The organism is Microbispora sp. CSR-4, from assembly GCF_008033685.1.
GTDB lineage: Bacteria > Actinomycetota > Actinomycetes > Streptosporangiales > Streptosporangiaceae > Microbispora.
The window spans coordinates 44035-60805 of record NZ_VJVX01000037.1 but is presented as its reverse complement, the minus strand read 5'-3'; the positions used below and the strand labels follow the sequence as shown (position 1 = coordinate 60805).

Genomic DNA, 16771 nt, shown 5'->3' with positions numbered 1-16771 from the left:
CGGCGGTGAGGAGAGTCGGTGCTCGCCTGGCCGGCACCCCCTCACCTGGGACGACTCCCGCGGCGGCGGGGCCGTCCGCAGTGCTGCCGCAGGACCGCGCTGTGACGGCGCGCTGTTCATCGGCACGCGTTGCCACGACGCGCGCAGTTCATCGGCGTGCGCTGTGACGGCTCGTGCCGTCCGGAACCGGGCCGTCACCGGCGTGAGGACTGTTCACCCCCCAGGCCGCCCCGCCCTCACGGGCGGGCGGTCGCACCGCAAGAGTGAGGACAACACCCGTGCGCAGACGCAAGCCATATCTCTTCGCCGTCACCGGAGCCCTCGTGCTCGCCGCGACGGCCTGCGGCGCCGACGACTCGTCGTCCACGGCCGGCTCGGCCGGTGGGAGCGCGGCCCAGACGATCACCTACTGGGCGTCCAACCAGGGCACCAGCCTGGAGAACGACAAGGAGGTGCTCACGCCCGAGCTGGACAGGTTCACCAAGGAGACCGGGATCAAGGTGAACCTGGAGGTCGTCCCGTGGGCCGACCTGCTCAACAGGATCCTCGCCGCGACCACGTCGGGCAAGGGCCCGGACGTCGTCAACATCGGCAACACCTGGTCGGCCTCGCTGCAGGCGACCGGGGCGTTCGTGCCCTGGGACGACGCACTGCTCAAGACGCTCGGCGGCAAGGAGCGCTTCCTCGGCCCCAGCCTCGCCGCGACCGGCGCCCCCGGCCAGCCGCCCACCGCCGTGCCGATCTACGGCATGACCTACGGCCTCTTCTACAACAAGAAGATGTTCAAGGAGGCCGGCATCGACAAGCCGCCGGCGACCTGGGACGAGCTGATCGCGGACGGCAAGAAGCTGACCAAGGACGGCAAGTGGGGCCTGGCGGTCGAGGGCGCGAGCGTCAGCGAGAACTCCCACCACGCCTTCATCTTCGGCCAGCAACACGGCGCGGAGCTGTTCGACGCCTCCGGCAAGCCGCAGTTCGACTCCGACCAGGAGGTCGCGGCCATCAAGCAGTACCTCGACCTGATGGCCGTCCACAAGATCGTCAACCCGAGCAACGCAGAGTATGCCAACGGCACCGAGGCGGTGCAGGACTTCGTCTCCGGCAAGGCCGGCATGTTGATGTGGCAGTCGATCGCCACCCAGCTCAAGCAGGCCGGCTGGACCGAGGACGACTACGGCCTTGCCCCGATCCCGCTGCCCGACCCGTCGCAGGGCGGCAAGCAGGTCAACGCGATGGTCGCCGGCATCAACCTCGCCGTGTTCAAGACGGCCGCCAACAAGGACGGGGCACTGAAGTTCGCCCAGTTCATGACGTCGAAGCAGACCCAGCAGAACCTCAACAAGGCGTACGGCTCGCTGCCGACCGTCACGGACGCCTACGACGACCCGGCGTTCGAGAGCGAGACGATCAAGACGTTCCAGCAGATCCTGTCCAGCACGGCCGCGCCGCTGCCGCAGGTGGCGCAGGAGAGCCAGTTCGAGACGCTCGTGGGCAACGCGATGAACCAGCTGTTCGCCGACGTCGCGAGCGGCAAGCCGGTCACCGCCGATGCCGTCAAGGCGAAGCTGACCGAGGCCGACCAGCAGATGGGCGGCTGAGCGGCCCGGTGACCCGGCGCCGGGCGGAGCCTCCGCCCGGCGCCCCGACGCAGACCCTCGACATCGAGAGGAAGTCCGTGACTCCTCCGTCCCCTGAAGAGGACGGCTTCTCGCTGTGCCCGGCCGAGGTGGCCGGGGCAGACGACGGCCAAACCCTGACCGATGCCCCTGCCGGGCGCACCAGGACGGCATCGGGCGGCACGCGTTCCCCCCATGCGGAGCCCGCACCGGATCCGGCTGCGGTGTCCGCCATGTCGTCCATCACGTCGTCCACCGCGTCCCGGCCCGGCGCGGCACGCAGGCCCGCACCCCCGGAAAAGCCTTCGTCGCCACGAGGCTCCACGTCTCCGGAAACGCCTTCTTCTCCGGGGAGACCTCCGTCTCCCGGCGGCCGGAGGCGGGGGCTCGCGGACCGGGTGCCGGTGCGGGTGCGCCGCGCCGCCCTGCCCTACCTGCTGATCCTCCCGGCCGTGCTGCTCGAACTGCTCGTCCACCTCATTCCGATGCTGATCGGCATCGGATGAGCTTCCTGAAGCTCACCCAGTTCTTCCTGCGCAACTGGTCGGCCGCGCCGTTCGCGGGGCTGGACAACTACAGCGTCGCCGTCGACTTCGACGGCGCGGTCGGCCGCTCGCTGCTGCACTCGTTCCTCGTCACCGTCGTGTTCACCCTGCTCACCGTCGGGCTGTCGTGGCTGCTCGGCATCTGCGGCGCGGTGCTCATGCAGGGCTCGTTCCGGGGCCGGGCCGTGCTGCGCGCGCTGTTCCTCGTGCCGTACGCCCTGCCGGTCTACGCCGGGGTGATCACCTGGAGCTTCCTGCTCCAGCGTGACTCGGGGCTGGTCAACCACCTGCTCGTCGACCAGCTGCACCTGTTCGGCGAGCGGCCGTTCTGGCTGATCGGGTCCAACAGCTTCTGGTCCCTCATCGTGGTCTGCGTCTGGCGGTCGTGGCCGTTCGCCTTCCTCGTGCTGATGGCCGGGCTGCAGAACATCCCCGGCGACCTGTACGAGGCGGCCGCGATCGACGGCGCGGGCTGGGGCCGGCGGCTGCGCGCGGTGACGCTGCCCATGCTGCGCCCCGTCAACCAGGTGCTCGTCCTGGTGCTGTTCCTGTGGACGTTCAACGACTTCAACACGCCGTACGTGCTGTTCGGCAAGTCGGCGCCGCACGAGGCGGACCTGATCTCGATCCACATCTACCAGAGCTCGTTCGTCACCTGGAACTTCGGCTCGGGATCGGCCATGTCGGTGCTGCTCCTGCTGTTCCTGCTGGTGGTGACCGCCGTGTATCTGGTGGCGACGTCCCGGAGGAGGAGCGATGCGTGACCCCCGCTGGCTGCCGTGGGCGCGGTGGGCCGGCCTCGGCCTGCTCGGCCTGTTCACCCTGACCCCGCTGTACGTGATGCTGACCTCGGCGATCAAGCCGCTGCAGGACGTGCAGGGGGACTTCCACTGGATCCCCACGACGATCACGCTGCGGCCGTTCTCCGACATGTGGCGGACGGTCCCGCTGGCGCGTTACTTCGCCAACAGCCTGATCGTGGCGTCGGTGGCCGCGCTGGTCTCGGTGCTCATCGCGATCTTCGCGGCGTACGCGATCAGCCGCTTCCGCTTCCCGGGACGCCGGATCTTCTCGGTCACCGTGCTGTCGACGCAGATGTTCCCCGGCATCCTCTTCCTGCTCCCGCTGTTCATGATCTACGTGAACCTCGGGACCGCGATCGGGGTCGAGCTGTACGCCAGCCGCACCGGGCTGATCATCACCTATCTGACGTTCTCGCTGCCGTTCTCGATCTGGATGCTGGCCGGATATTTCGACTCGATCCCGACGGCGCTGGACGAGGCCGCCCAGGTGGACGGCAGCGGCCCTATCGGGGCACTGCTGCGGGTCGTCCTGCCCGCCGCGACCCCCGGCATCGTGGCCGTCGCCATCTACGCCTTCATGACCGCCTGGGGAGAGGTGTTGTTCGCGTCGGTCATGACCGACGAGTCGAGCCGCACCCTCGCCGTGGGCCTCCAGGGGTACGCCACCGAGAACGACGTCTACTGGAACCAGATCATGGCGGCCTCCCTGGTCGTCAGCGTCCCCGTGGTGGCCGGGTTCCTGCTGCTGCAGCGCTACCTCGTGCAGGGGCTCACCGCGGGCGCCGTCAAGTGACCCTTCCGTGATCCATCACCCTCGAATCGACACCCCCGAATCGACACCCCCGAATCAAGGAGAACCAGCGAATGGAGCCGCAGCGCGGCCATGTCCCCGATGTAACCGCTTTCACCGACTTCGTCTGGGGCGTCGCCACCTCGGCCTACCAGATCGAGGGCGCGACCCTCGAAGACGGCAGGCTGCCCTCGATCTGGGACACCTTCTGCGAGGTGCCCGGGGCGATCGACGGCGGCGACACCGGGAAGGTGGCCTGCGACCACTACCACCGGTGGCGTGAGGACGTCGGCCTGCTCGGACAGCTCGGCCTGGACGCCTACCGCTTCTCGGTGGCCTGGCCCCGCGTGGTGCCCGACGGCACGGGCCCGGTCAACCCGCGCGGGCTCGCCTTCTACGACCGCCTCGTCGACGCCCTGCTCGACGCCGGCATCCGGCCGTTCGTGACCCTCTATCACTGGGACCTGCCCCAGGCGTTGCAGGACCGCGGCGGCTGGCCCGAGCGCGACACGGCCCAGCGCTTCGCCGACTACGCCGCCGTCGTGGCCGAACGGCTCGGCGACCGCGTCGCCGACTGGACGACGATCAACGAGCCGCTGTGCTGCTCCTGGCACGGCCACCTGGAGGGCTCCATGGCCCCCGGGGTGCGCGACCTGGAAGCGGCCGTCCGCACCTCCTATCACCTCCACCTCGGCCACGGCCTCGCGGTGCAGGCCGTACGGGCGGCGGCGCGGCTCACGCCGTCGATCGGGATCGTCAACAACCTCAGCCCGATCGACCCCGCGACCGACGGCGAGGAGGACCACGCCGCCGCGCGCCGCCTCGACGGGCACGTCAACCGCTGGTGGCTCGACCCGGTGACCGGCCGCGGCTACCCCGAGGACATGCTCGCGGTGTACGGCGTCGACCTGCCGATCCGGCCGGGCGACCTGGAGACGATCGCCGCGCCGCTCGACTACCTGGGCGTCAACTACTACTTCCGCCAGGTGGTGACGGCCGACCCCGAGGGGCCCGTGCCGTACGCGCGGCAGCTGGAGGTGCCGGGGGCGACGACCACGGCCATGGGCTGGGAGGTCGACGCGACCGGTCTGGAGCGTCTGCTGGTGCGCCTCGCCCGCGAGTACGCCGCGCCCCGGCTGTACGTCACCGAGAGCGGGTCCGCCTGGCGCGACACGGTCGGCCCCGACGGGACGGTGGACGACCCGGAGCGCCTGGCCTACCTGGAGGACCACATCGCGGCCTGCGGCCGGGCCATCGAACAGGGTGCGCCGGTGGCGGGCTACTTCGCGTGGTCGCTGCTGGACAACTTCGAGTGGGCGTACGGATACGACAAGCGGTTCGGCCTGGTGCACGTCGACTACGAGACGCAGGCGCGGACCGTGAAGGCGAGCGGCCACCGCTACGCCGAGATCGTCAAGGCGAGCAAGGGGCTGCGCGTGGCGTGACGGACGCGGCGCCGGTGGTCCGTCAGGCCGACTCGCGGACCACCAGCGTCGGCTGCACGATGACCGAGGTGACCTGGAAGTCCGGGTCCGCGACGTGCGCGAGCAGCAGGCGGGCCATCTCGGCGGCCATGTCCTCCATCGGCTGGCGCACGGTCGTCAGCGGCGGGCGGCAGGTCACCGCGGCGCTGTCGTCGAACCCGATGACGGCGACGTCCTCGGGCACCCGGCGCCCGAGGTCGCGCAGCGCGAGCAGCGCGCCCTGCGCCATGAGGTCGTTGGCGACGAAGACGCCGTCGATGTCCGGGTGCTCCTTGATGAGCCGGTGCATGCCGGCCTCTCCGCTCGCGGGCATGAAGTCGCCCTCCACGGCCGGCACGTACGGGTGGCCGTGCCCGGCCATGGCCTCCTGGAACCCCGACAACCGGTCCTGCGCGGCGGGCACGTCGAAGGGGCCGCTGATGGTGGCCACCCGGCGGCAGCCGCGCGCCACCAGCCGGTCGGCCGCGAGCGCCGCGCCGGCCCGGTGGGCGAGGTCGACGAAGCTGATCGGGATCGGCCGGGCGGGCCGCGCCCACAGCACGGCGGGCAGCGCGGCGTCCACCAGCAGCTTCGGCAGCGGGTCCTCCGCGTGCGTCGAGACGACCAGCGCGCCGTCGGCGCTGCCCTGCCGCAGGTAGGACACGACGTCGTCGCGGGTCTGCGCCGAGTCCGCGAGCATCAGCACCGGATGGATGCCCCGGGGCCGCAGATATCCCACCACGCCGCTGGCGACCCGGCCGAAGAACGGGTCGGCGAAGACGCGCGACTCGAACGGCTCGCCGCCCTTCGCGTCGCCCGCGCCCGACACGACCAGCGCGACCGCCCCCGTACGGCGGGTGACGAGCGAGCGGGCGGCCCGGTTCGGCACATAGCCGGTCGTCTCGATGGCGCGGTGCACCGCCTCCTGGATGTCCGGCGCGACGTTGCGGATCCCGTTGATCACACGCGAGACGGTCGCCCGGGAAACTCCCGCCACACGGGCGACATCCTCCAGCGTGGGGGCTCCCGACGTGCGCGGGAGATCGGTGCTCATGCAGCCATTTATAGCACGAGGTGGAGAGCGCTCTCCGGTTTCGCGCGGACGGCCGGACGGCGTTGGGGACGGGCCGGAATGGCATGATTCGGGCTGCGCCTGCGTGCCGCCGGAGCGGCCACGGGAACGCCACGGCGCGAGGCCGCCGTCACTCGGACGACATGTGAGGAAGGGCGTCTCTGATGCCCGACCACCTGGCCCTGCGGCCGTCACGGAAGCCGACCTGGACGCCTTCGACGCGGCCTTCCAGAGCGAGAGCGGCGCGACCCCGCACCAGTGGTTCGGATTCACTCCGACCATCGCGCTGCGCGAGGCGCTGCGCACGCGCGGGCTCCTGGCGGGAGCCGACAACATGCTCGCCGTCACGGTGGACGGCGAGCTCGCGGGGCGGGTCGAGTGGCTGGAGCGGCGCTGAGTTCGACCTCGCGTCCGGATGAGCCCGGAAATCGCCTGCAAGGCCGCCACCTCGGAGGGGAGGATGAGGCATGGCCATCGATGATCTTCCCGGCGCCATCCGGCTCCCGGACGGCACCCCGGTGCGGGGCCGCGGCTTGAGAAGGCCCACGCCGCCGGGCGCCCTGCCCGACCACGGTCTCTACCTGGGCGGCCGGCGGCTCAGGGACAAGCACGACCACGCCCTCACCTGGCCGCACGAGTGGATCGACTGGCCCGACTTCCTCCTGCCCCGCGACCACGAGCACGCGATCGGCCGCATCCGGGAGCTGCACGCGCACGCGCGGGCGGGCCGCCGGGTCGAGGTCGCCTGCGGCGGGGGAGTCGGGCGCACCGGCACCGTGATCGCGTGCCTGGCCGTCCTGTCGGGCCTGCCCGCCGACCGGGCCGTCGCCTGGGCCCGGGCCGAATATCACCCGCGGGCCGTGGAGACACCCTGGCAGCGCCGCTGGGTGCTGCGCTTTCCCGCCCTCTGACGGACGCCGGGCGCCGGGAGGAGGAGGCCGGTAGCGGTCGTCCGAAATCCGTATGGTTGGGTGCCTCTGTGCTTGTGGACGTGCTGGAGCTGGCCGGGATCGGCCTGGTCGCAGGAGTCGTCAGCACGGTCGTGAGCCTGGCCACGATCGTGTCGTACCCCGCGCTGCTGGCCTTCGGCCTGCCGCCGCTGGCCGCGAACGTCACCAACACGGTCGCGCTGCTTTTCACCGGCGTGGGAGCGGCGGCCGGGTCGAGGCCCGAGCTGGCAGGTCAGGGACGTCTCCTCGGCCGCCTCGGGCTCGCCGCCGGGCTGGGCGGCGCGGCCGGCGCCGGGCTGCTGCTGGTCACGCCGTCGCGGACGTTCGAGATGGTCGCCCCGTGGCTGATCGCGGGCGCCTCGCTGCTGCTGTTGCTGCGCCCGCAGCGTCCCGGGCAGGTGGGCCTCGGCGGGGAGAGCGGTCTGGCGCTGCGCGCGGGCGTCTTCTGCGTCGCCGTCTACACGGGCTACTTCGGCGCCGCGGGCGGGATCATCATGTTCGCCGTGCTCGCGGCGGCGCTCGACCGGCCGGCGGCGGGTGTCAACGCGGTGAAGAACATCGTCTCGGCGCTCGCCAACGCCGTCGCGGCCGTCTGGTTCGCCCTGCTCGGCCCGGTCGACTGGGCGGCGGTGGGCCCGCTGGCCGTGGGGTTCCTCGCGGGCGGCTGGCTCGGCCCGGCGGTCGCGCGCCGCCTGCCCGGCCAGACGCTGCGGATCGCCGCGGCCCTGTGCGGCCTCGCGGTCGCGGTCAAGCTCGGCGTCGACGCCTACCGCGGCGGCTGAGCGGCGATCCCGGTTTGCTCCGCCGCGGCGACGGCCTCGGCGTGCCGGGCACGCAGGCGCTCCCGGATCTCCTCCGGCGTGTACGCACGCCGCCGCCGCTCGGCCCGGGCGATCACGACACCGGTCGCCGCGACCCCCGCGAAGGCCGCCAGACCGAGTATCTTCCACCAGCGCATGTGCCTAGGCTACTGCCGTGGCTCATACGCGGATAAGTCTCGACAAAGCGCTCGAACTAGCCCGCACGGGCGACGTCTGGGTGTTCCGCGGACGCAGTGCACCGGACCGCGCCATCCAGGTCACCACCAACAGCCCGGTCAACCACGTCGGCATGGCCGTCGTCATCGAGGACCTGCCGCCGCTCATGTGGCACGCCGAGCTCGGCCGGTCGCTGCCCGACATGTGGTCGGGCACGCACCAGCGCGGCGTCCAGTTGCACGACCTGCGCGACGCGGTCCGCGTCTGGGCGGCCAGGTACGGCCAGCGCGCCTGGCTGCGGCAGCTCGAGCCGTCCGCCACGAGAGAGATGGAGGATGCCGTCCTGCGGACGATCGCGCGGCTGGACGGCACGCCGTTCCCGTCCACGGCCCGCCTGGCCGGGCGCTGGCTGCGCGGGCGGCTGCCCTCGCTGCGCCGCGCGGCGCGGATCGGCGCGGCGGAAGGTGCCCGTGGAGGTACGGAGGACGGCGCGGGGGAGGGCGCGATCGATCGTGCGCTGGAGACGGCCTACTGTGCCGAGGTCGTCGCCGTGACGTACGAGGCGATGGGCCTGCTGCCCGCCGGCCGCCGTCCCAACTGGTATGACCCGGGGAGGTTCTGGAGCGGCGACAACCTGGCGCTGAGCGGGGGTCACCGGCTGGGCGGGGAGATCGCGGTCGACGTCCCCGGCGGCGAGGCGCCCTGACCGGTCATCGGCGAAACCGGTCTCACTACCGGCCGGTACGCACATGTTTCAAAGTTTTTCTCACAGCGGTCAACCTAGGGCCGTCGAGGCGCGTCAGGTGTAGGCACCGTTCGTCCAGACCCGGAGGGCAGAGCCCCATGCCTACTCCTGAGATGAGACGCGAGGATCTCGCCGGAACCACCGAGCGGGAGAGGCAGGCGCGTCTCGCACTCGACGCCCTACGCCGCCAGGGTCCAGAGGCGGTGCAGGAGGAGACGCTCCGCATGAAGTCCGAGCTGTTCCGGTTGTACGGCTGGGAGGGGTACCAGCGGGTCATCGCCAAGATGGAGAGCGACCTGGCGCGGCTGCACGAGTCACGCTGAGCGCCGCGGCGGCGGTCACCCCGAGGCCACCCCGGTCAGCCGGGCGCGCGCCTCGGTGTGCATCACGCGCGTCTTCGGTTTGGTGTGCTGCTGAAAGTTGCAGGCACTCACTGAGGATCGCCCAGCTCACCGGGCCGACCCGCGAGCGTGCCTTGACCGGGCCATCGCCCCGCGCCACGATCTGCGCGTCCCACGCCCGACCGTAAGCGCAGGGAGCCCGATGCCCGGCCGCCCACCCCCCGTCCGACGCCGCATAGGGGCGGCAGCCGTCGCCGCGGTGCTGCTCACCGCCTGGCCCGCCGCGTCACCCGCCGGCGCGGTCGACGATCCGCCCGCGCCGGTGACCGGCAGCGCCACCTACTTCGACGCCCTCGGCTCGCCGTACGGCGGCTGCGGGCTGCCGCAGTCGGAGCTGGACTCGCAGGACTTCGTCGCGCTCAACGTGTACGACACGCCCGGCGACTACTCCTTCTACCCCCGGCCGCTCACCGGCGCGAACGCGTCCAAGGCCGGGCTGTGGAACAACGGTCTCAACTGCGGCCGGTATGTGCAGGTGACGATCTCCGACTACTGCACCGGCGTCAACGACGGCGCGCCCGGCCAGGCGTTCTGCCGCAACGGCTCGTGGGTCTCCGACGCGTACAACGGCGCGACGCTCACCATGCTCGTCGCGGACAGCTGTGGCGACTCCAACGGCTGGTGCCGCGACGACCGGTATCACCTGGACCTGTCGAAGCCGTCGCTCAACAAGTTCGTCAAGAACGGGGCGCCGGTCGGGGACATGTACCCGAACCACTGGAACAACCGCCACGTGACCTGGTCGTTCGTCCCGGCGCCCGGCTACAGCGGCGACATCAGGATCGGGTTCATGAAGGGCGCGCAGGCGTGGTGGCCCGCGATCGCCGTCTCCCACCTGCCCAACGGCATCCACGGAGTGGAGTACTACGCCGACGGCACCTGGAAGCAGGCCCAGATGAACTCCGACATGGGCCAGTCGTACATCATCGGCGGGGTCACCCAGGGCGCGACGCAGTTCCAGATCCGGGTGCGCGACGCGTCCGACGCGCTGCTGAACGGCGGCCGGGTCTACAGCTTCTCCCTGCCCGCGTCCTGCGGATCGCAGTGCGGCGCGGACTACACCGCGGCGAGCTACACCACGACCACGCCCAGCGGCTCGCCGTCCCCGTCGCCGTCGGCGTCTGCCTCGGCCTCCCCTTCGCCCTCGGCGTCCCCGTCCGCGTCGCCGTCGGCCTCTCCTTCCGCGTCCCCCTCCCCGTCGCCCAGCCCCAGCCCGTCGCCGTCGGCGAATCCGGGCACCTGCCAGGTGACCTATCAGGTGGCCAGCTCCTGGCAGGACGGCTTCACGACGAACGTCACCGTCAAGAACACCGGCACGACGACCTGGCAGAACTGGACGGTCACCTGGGACATGCCGTCCGGAGTGAGCCTCGTCAGCGGCTGGAGCGCGACCGTGACCGCCGGCGGCACCCGCTGGACGGCCAAGGCGCCTTCGTGGGCGACGAACCTCGCGCCCGGCGCGTCGGCGAGCTTCGGCTTCCAGGCGTCCGGCCCCTCCTCACCGGGGGCGAGCGGGTTCACCTGCTCCTGAGTTCTGCTCCTGACTCTCGGGCCTGCTCCCGGCTTCCGTTCCCGACCTCCGGCCGGCTCGCGCGCCTCGTCGCCGCGCGAGCCGGCCGCGTCATGCCCGCCCATGAACCCTGACACGGGGAGGAGAAAGGTCCCGCCGGGCGGGGACCAGCGGCCCTGCCCCGGACGTCGCGCGGGCGGTCGGATGGAGGCAGGAGCACAAGGAGGAGCCATGGCCGAACCCGTCATCGTCGGCACCGACGGATCACGCCCCGCGGCCGCCGCGGTGGAATGGGCAGCGGGCGACGCGGCACGCAAGGGCCTGCCGCTGCGGATCGTCCACGCGGTGGACCGCCTGCCGTACGAGATCGCACGCTATCCCATCCCGATCGAGGACCAGCTCGACCGGGCCGGCCGGCGGATCCTGGAGGAGGCCGAACAGGCCGTGCGCGAGACCCCCCCGGCCGTACGCGTGACCACCGCCATGATCGAGGGCGACCCGTCCCGGGTGCTGCGTCAGGAGGCCGGGAACGCCGCGGAGATCGTGATCGGCAGCAGGGGCCACGGCGGGTTCACCGGCATGCTCCTCGGGTCGGTCGGCATGCACGTCGCCGGTCAGGTCGACGTCCCCGTCGTCGTGGTGCGGGCCGGGGTGTCGGCGCCCCACGGGCTTGTCGTCGTCGGCGTCGACGGCTCCGACGAGGCCGCCACCGCTCTGACCTACGCGTTCGAGGAGGCGCGGCTGCGCGACTGCCGCCTGCTCGCCGTGTATGCCTGGCAGCTTCCCGTGCACCCCTTCGCTCCCGAGATCGCGTACGACGTCGACGAGGTGCGCAAGGCCCAGGAGGACTACGTGGCGGGGGGCCCGCGGGGCCACCGGGACCGGTATCCCGACGTCGCCGCCGAGATGCGGGCCGTCTGCGGGCATCCGGTCACCGCACTGGTGGAGGCGGGGGAGAAGGCCGACCTGCTCGTCGTGGGGTCGCGCGGGCGCGGCGCCGTCGGAGCGGCGGTGCTCGGCTCGGTGAGCCGGGCGGTCCTGCACCACGCGCACTGCCCCGTCGCCGTGGTGCGGGCTCCCCGGAGCTGAGCGCGGAGGTTCCACCCCCGACTTGAGGGTTGACGCACGGTCGTCAGCGGATTTCCCGGAAAAGCCTTATAAAGGACTTGAATGAGAAACTTGAAGGAGGAATCCAGCGAGAAAAGGACCTCGTGTGACCGAGAACGACGTCATCGCATTCGTGTCCGGCCTGCCGGGTGTCGTCGCCTTCACCGCCGCGGAGGACAACGGCGCCCCGCAGGCGGCATGGGGAGACACCTTCTTCTACTACGACCCCGACGACGAGCCGGCCAACCGGAAGATGCCCTTCGCCACCATCGTCGTGAAGGACTACGAGGGGTTCGACACCGCCTCCGACCTGAACCGGCCCGGGGTGTTCCGGGTCAACATCGGGGTCGGCCGCGCCGTGTTCGAGGAGCTGCTCGGTTATCCGCCGGCCGCCCACGCCGACCACCACGAGGCGCTGGACTACCGCGTGTCCGACCGGATCCTGCCGCATCCCCTGTACGCCACCCAGTCGTGGGTCTGCGTGCTCAACCCCGGCGACGGCACCGCCGAGCAGGTGCGCGCTCTCCTCACCGGCGCGCACACCCGCGCGGCCGCCCGCCACAGGACGGGCGAGTGCACCACCCGGGCGTGACCCCCGCGCCCGCCGCCGCCCGGTGGCGGGTGTTAGCGTGGCCGGGGATGCGATCTCCGAGGAGGTTCCATGTCGGTTCTCGTCGCGTTCAGCGTCACGCCGATCGGCGCCGGTGAGGACGTCGGCGAGATGGTGGCGGAGGCGGTGCGCGTGGTCCGCGCGTCGGGGCTGCCCAACCGCACCGACGCCATGTTCACCACCATCGAGGGCGAGACGTGGGACGAGGTGCTCGCCGTCGTCAAGGACGCGGTCGCCGCCGTGGAGGCCCGCTGCTCCCGCGTCAGCCTGGTGCTCAAGGCCGACGCCCGCGCCGGTGAGGGCAGGCTCGACGCCAAGGTCGCCACCGTCGAACGCCACCTGGCCGAAGGCGCCTCCTGACCCGGGCCGGGGCGTGGGCCACGGTCAGGTGATGGCGGAGGAGCCGGCCAGGGCGGCCTTCAGCGCCGAACGGGACAGGTGGTCGGCGGCGCGCGTCGTCTCGGGAAGCCGGTGACGCGGGGTCAGGGCCAGCACGTCGTGGCAGGCGGTGTCGAGGTCGACCCGGTGGCCGACGGAGACGAAGACCGGCTTCACGCCGTCCTGGGTACGCAGCACCCGGCCGACCACCTGGCCGTCCAGAAGCAGCTCGCTCCACGAGCCGCGCTCCCGGCAGGGCGGCTCGAAGGAGCCGACGAAGGCCGTCTTGCCGACGCCGATCGTGGGCAGGCCGGTGAGCACCCCGAGGTGGCAGGCGAGGCCGAACCGCCGGGGATGCGCCAGGCCGTACCCGTCGCAGACGATCAGGTCGGGCGTGACGGTGAGCCGCTCCAGCGCCTCGACGAGGCTGGGCAGCTCGCGGAAGGCGAGCAGGCCGGGCACGTAGCCGAAGGCGGGTCGTCCCGGCACCGTCACCTGCTCGACCACGTCCAGGCTCGCCCCGTCGAGCACCACGACCGCGGCGGCCAGCAGGTCGCCGGCGTAGGCCACGTCCACCCCCGCCACCAGGGCGGGGTCGCGGGGGCCCGGGCCGGTCAGGTCCAGCCTGGGCCGCAGGGCGTCCTGGATCGCCTCCGCCTCCTCCGCCGAGGCCGGAGCGGCGATGGAACAGACCTTCATGCCGGGAACGATAGACGCCGTGGTCGCCGACCCGCACAGGGCGCTCGTGGCGGGCCGGCGAGACGAGGTCGCCGGCCCGCCACTCGCCGGCTATCGCACCGTCAACTTCTGGTAGTCGGCGGCGTGGGGCCGGTAGGTCGGATTGCCGGAATAGGCCACGTGGACCGGGTAGACCCCGCGCTGCAGATCGGCGGTCCGCAGTGTGACGACGGCCTCGCCGTCCGCCAGCGGCACGACCTGCACGGTGCCGCCGAAGGTGACGGTGACCTCGCCGGTCGGGGTCGGAGCGTTCTTCTTCTGCCCGCCCGCCGGACCGACGGTCACGTCCAGCGCGAACGTGTTCCCGCGGACGACCGACGCGGGCGCGGTTTTCGCCTTGACCTTGACGGCGTTCTGGCCGGACGGCACCTGGAACGACGCCGTGCCTTCCGATGCCTTCAGGTAGTCGAAGCCGAGGTACTCGGCCTTCACCGTGCGGGCACCCGCAGGCAGATCCGCCGGCAGCGTGACCGTGGCCGTGCCGTCCTTCAGGTGGGCGAGCTTCGACCACGAGCCGACGCTGACCCGCACCTGACCGCCGGTCTCGAACCCGTCGGCCGCCTCGACCGTGGCGGTGGCCGTGGTCGTCTGGGCCCCGGTCGCGTACGGCTCGACAGCCCCCTCGGTGGTGGTCGTGACGTCGCTGTTCGGGATCCCGCGGATGTCGTTCCACTCGCGGAGGGTGATTGGGATCACGGTGCCGTGCCGCGGACGGGCCACGCCCGCGTTGGTCATCGTGAGCGCCTTGGCGTTCCAGGTCGGAGCCTCGATGTTCTCGTGGCATGCGGCCTGGTATCCGCCGCCGTTCGTGTACCGGTCACCCCAGAGGTAGAACTGGCCGGGGCAGGAGGTGTCGCCGGGGTTGGCCTTGAAGATGATCGGCCCTTCGTACCCCTGGTTGGCGACCCACGTCGTGCGCCCCAGAGCCGGAGCGACCAACGTCCAGTGGTCGATGTCGCTGTCCAGGAAGTCGGTGTGCTTCTCCGAGAAGATGTCCGAGCCCTGGTTGCCGGCCTCGTTCTTCGTCACGCGGTAGTAGTAGTCGCCGACGCGTATGGCGGTCGTGTCGATCCGTGACAGCGGGGCCGGGTTCTGCCACACCTGCGGATCCGAGAACGTCTGGAAGTCGCGCGTCGTGGCGTACCACATCTGAGCGTTCCCCTGACCGGTGCGGTTCACCGGGTCGTTCCACAGCGACTGTGCCCAGAAGACGGCGTAGGCGCCGATCTCGTCGACCCACAGCGACTCGGGTGCGAAGGCGTTGCCCGCGTTGTCGGGCGCGATCTTCACGTGTCGCTGGGGAGTCCAGTGCACGAGGTCGTGCGACTCGAACACCTCGATGTACTGGGTGTCGTTGATGGCGTATCCGCCCTGGTCGTACCAGTTCAGATCGGTGGCGATCATGTAGAACGTGTCGCCGTCGGGGGAGCGGACGATGTGGGGGTCACGAAGGCCCTGGTCGCCAAGCTGCGAGATGAGCGACGGCCGGCCTCCGGTCAGACCGGTCCAGTCCAGGGCGGTGTTCCCGTTGGACGTCGCGAACATGATCTGTTCGCCGTCGGCGATCCCCTCGCCCTTGAAGTACCCCATGAAGTACCGCTCGTACTCCTCGGACCGGGGCATGGCGGTGATGGTCACCGGGAACGACTTCGTCTTCGAGGCCGAGCCCTTGGTGATGGTCGCCGTCAGGACGGCGTCGACGTCCGTACGGCCGAAGGCGGGGTGGGTCACCTCACCCGTCGGGGTGACGAGGTCGGTGGTCGACTTCCAGGTGATCGCGGAGCCGAACTCGCCGGTGGCGGGGAGGTCGATGTTTCCCCGCACGTGGTCGGTGGCGTGCAGGGTCAGGTCGGATGCGTCACGGTCGACCGCCTGCGCGTCGTCGAACTCGGCCTTCACCACGATGGGAATCTCCCGTGTGGTGACCTCTTGGGCGCCCTTGCGGACGGTCGCCGTGAGCGTGGCCGTCGCGTCGGGCCGTCCCCGCGCGGGCCGGGTGATCTTGCCGATCACCGCGACCTTGCGTGCGCTGGGGAGGGCCGGCGGGGTGCGGACCTCGACGACCGACGGGTCAGAACTCGTCCACGTGATGGCCGAGCCCGCCACGGAGCCCACCTTGGGCAGAACGATGTCGCGTACGATCGCGCTGGTCAGACCGAGATCGATGGCCTCGGCGTCGGCGCGCACGCCATCGGAGACGGTCCTTTCCGCCAGGGCGAGTGTCTCGTCGAGGCTCACTGCCCGGTCGTAGACCCGGAAATCCCGGATCGTTCCGCGGAACGAGTAGTGGCCCGACGTCTGCGAGCGGGCGAGGAAGTTGCAGTTGGTCCCCGCGGCGTTCAGCGACGGCGGTGTGGTCAGGTTCGTCGACGTCGCGTGCAGCACGCCGTCGAGGTAAAGCCGGCCGGTCCAGCTCGCGCCGTTCGCGTTGAGCGACTGGGTGTAGGTGACGTGCGTCCAGGCTCCCTCGGGCATGCGGACCCGATTCTGCTGGAGGTTCGCCGAACCCACCGCGATGCGGAACCGCTGGGTGTTGGACGCGAAGATGGAGCCCTGAGCGCCGGTGTCGGCGTCACACGAGCCGGACTTCGCGCCGAAGCTCCACATCTGGTGCTCGCCGACGTTCGCCGGGTCGATCCACACGTCATAGTCGACGGTGAGGTTCGACATGCCGGCGGTGATGTCGTCCGGCAGAGCCACGTACGCACCGTCGAGTGCGCTCTCGTAAGAGTCGGGGTTGAACCTGACTCCATCGCCGGTCAAGGTCGCCTTTTCCGGATGCACGAGCGTGGCGTTCGCCGCCGGGCCCGCGCTACCCGAGTTGACCAGCGTCGTCCCACTGGTCTCGTCGAGGGCGAAGTGGTGCACCAGGCCCTCGTCGAGCTGCTCCTCGGCAGCCTGTGAAGGCGTCGCCGCGAGCGAGACCGAGAGAAGCGCACCCAGCGCCAGGCCCGCGACACCTCTCCCCGTTCGGCCCGGTCTGCGACGCGATCCTTGCTGTCGCGATCTCAATCGATTCTCCTTGATCCGGTCGCCGTGGACACGTGAGGCACGGCCCTGTCCGGG

At 71.2% G+C, this 16771-nt stretch carries 17 protein-coding genes; 13 read left to right on the top strand and 4 right to left on the bottom strand.

The genetic code is table 11. The annotated features are described in order from the left end of the window. The first annotated feature begins 278 nt into the window (after positions 1-278). The 4 genes from FLV34_RS25125 to FLV34_RS25110 all read left to right on the top strand — a co-directional run bounded on the left by FLV34_RS25125 (position 279) and on the right by FLV34_RS25110 (position 5199). Positions 279-1598 (top strand): extracellular solute-binding protein, encoded by a 1320-nt coding sequence (locus FLV34_RS25125; RefSeq protein WP_142648786.1) that lies wholly within the window; start codon positions 279-281, stop codon positions 1596-1598. 520 nt (positions 1599-2118) lie between these two features. Next, positions 2119-2925, top strand: a complete 807-nt coding sequence (locus FLV34_RS25120; protein WP_261985890.1) for a carbohydrate ABC transporter permease — start codon at positions 2119-2121, stop codon at positions 2923-2925. Continuing rightward, positions 2918-3757, top strand: coding sequence for a carbohydrate ABC transporter permease (locus tag FLV34_RS25115; protein ID WP_142648785.1), 840 nt, complete (start codon positions 2918-2920; stop codon positions 3755-3757). The genes FLV34_RS25120 and FLV34_RS25115 overlap by 8 nt, the downstream gene beginning before the upstream one ends. A 71-nt stretch (positions 3758-3828) precedes the next feature. After that, a complete protein-coding gene (locus FLV34_RS25110) occupies positions 3829-5199 on the top strand; it encodes a GH1 family beta-glucosidase (RefSeq protein ID WP_142648784.1) in 1371 nt (456 codons plus the stop codon). 22 nt (positions 5200-5221) lie between these two features. Here the strand turns inward: FLV34_RS25110 and FLV34_RS25105 are convergent, their stop codons facing one another. Further along, positions 5222-6271, bottom strand: a complete 1050-nt coding sequence (locus tag FLV34_RS25105) for a LacI family DNA-binding transcriptional regulator (protein ID WP_142648783.1) — start codon at positions 6269-6271, stop codon at positions 5222-5224. A gap of 163 nt (positions 6272-6434) precedes the next feature. On the opposite strand from FLV34_RS25105, the gene FLV34_RS25100 reads away from it, so the two are divergent. The 3 genes from FLV34_RS25100 (at position 6435) to FLV34_RS25090 (ending at position 8021) form a co-directional block, all read left to right on the top strand. Beyond that, entirely contained in the window at positions 6435-6686 is a 252-nt protein-coding gene (locus FLV34_RS25100) for a hypothetical protein (RefSeq protein ID WP_147944241.1), read from the top strand. 70 nt (positions 6687-6756) lie between these two features. Continuing rightward, on the top strand, positions 6757-7200 hold the full coding sequence (locus FLV34_RS25095; protein ID WP_142648781.1) for a protein-tyrosine phosphatase family protein: 444 nt from the start codon (positions 6757-6759) through the stop codon (positions 7198-7200). Between the two features lie 68 nt (positions 7201-7268). Continuing rightward, positions 7269-8021: a sulfite exporter TauE/SafE family protein gene (locus FLV34_RS25090; protein WP_260617332.1), complete on the top strand. Its 753-nt coding sequence runs from the start codon at positions 7269-7271 to the stop codon at positions 8019-8021. Here the strand turns inward: FLV34_RS25090 and FLV34_RS25085 are convergent. Next, entirely contained in the window at positions 8006-8197 is a 192-nt protein-coding gene (locus FLV34_RS25085; protein ID WP_142648780.1) for a hypothetical protein, read from the bottom strand. The genes FLV34_RS25090 and FLV34_RS25085 overlap by 16 nt on opposite strands. A gap of 17 nt (positions 8198-8214) precedes the next feature. Between FLV34_RS25085 and FLV34_RS25080 the strand changes: the two genes are divergently transcribed. From FLV34_RS25080 to FLV34_RS25055, 6 genes are all read left to right on the top strand, one after another. Then, entirely contained in the window at positions 8215-8922 is a 708-nt protein-coding gene (locus FLV34_RS25080; RefSeq protein WP_142648779.1) for a hypothetical protein, read from the top strand. Between the two features lie 152 nt (positions 8923-9074). Continuing rightward, the gene (locus FLV34_RS25075) at positions 9075-9284 is read left to right on the top strand and encodes a hypothetical protein (RefSeq protein ID WP_142648778.1); all 210 of its coding nucleotides are present in this window, start codon (positions 9075-9077) and stop codon (positions 9282-9284) included. Positions 9285-9504: 220 nt separating this feature from the next. Continuing rightward, entirely contained in the window at positions 9505-10893 is a 1389-nt protein-coding gene (locus FLV34_RS25070) for a cellulose binding domain-containing protein (RefSeq protein ID WP_147944240.1), read from the top strand. Between the two features lie 210 nt (positions 10894-11103). After that, complete coding sequence (locus tag FLV34_RS25065) at positions 11104-11961, top strand: universal stress protein (RefSeq protein ID WP_147944239.1); 858 nt, start codon at positions 11104-11106, stop codon at positions 11959-11961. Between the two features lie 124 nt (positions 11962-12085). Next, positions 12086-12571, top strand: a complete 486-nt coding sequence (locus FLV34_RS25060; RefSeq protein ID WP_147944238.1) for a DUF6194 family protein — start codon at positions 12086-12088, stop codon at positions 12569-12571. Between the two features lie 69 nt (positions 12572-12640). Continuing rightward, positions 12641-12949 carry an MTH1187 family thiamine-binding protein gene (locus tag FLV34_RS25055; RefSeq protein WP_142648774.1) on the top strand — a complete coding sequence of 103 codons (309 nt, stop codon included), beginning with the start codon at positions 12641-12643 and terminating at the stop codon, positions 12947-12949. Between the two features lie 24 nt (positions 12950-12973). Here FLV34_RS25055 and FLV34_RS25050 read toward each other — a convergent pair whose 3' ends face one another. Then, positions 12974-13666, bottom strand: a complete 693-nt coding sequence (locus FLV34_RS25050) for an endonuclease V (RefSeq protein WP_142648773.1) — start codon at positions 13664-13666, stop codon at positions 12974-12976. 90 nt (positions 13667-13756) lie between these two features. After that, entirely contained in the window at positions 13757-16573 is a 2817-nt protein-coding gene (locus tag FLV34_RS25045) for an immunoglobulin-like domain-containing protein (protein WP_147944237.1), read from the bottom strand. Positions 16574-16771: the final 198 nt, after the last annotated feature.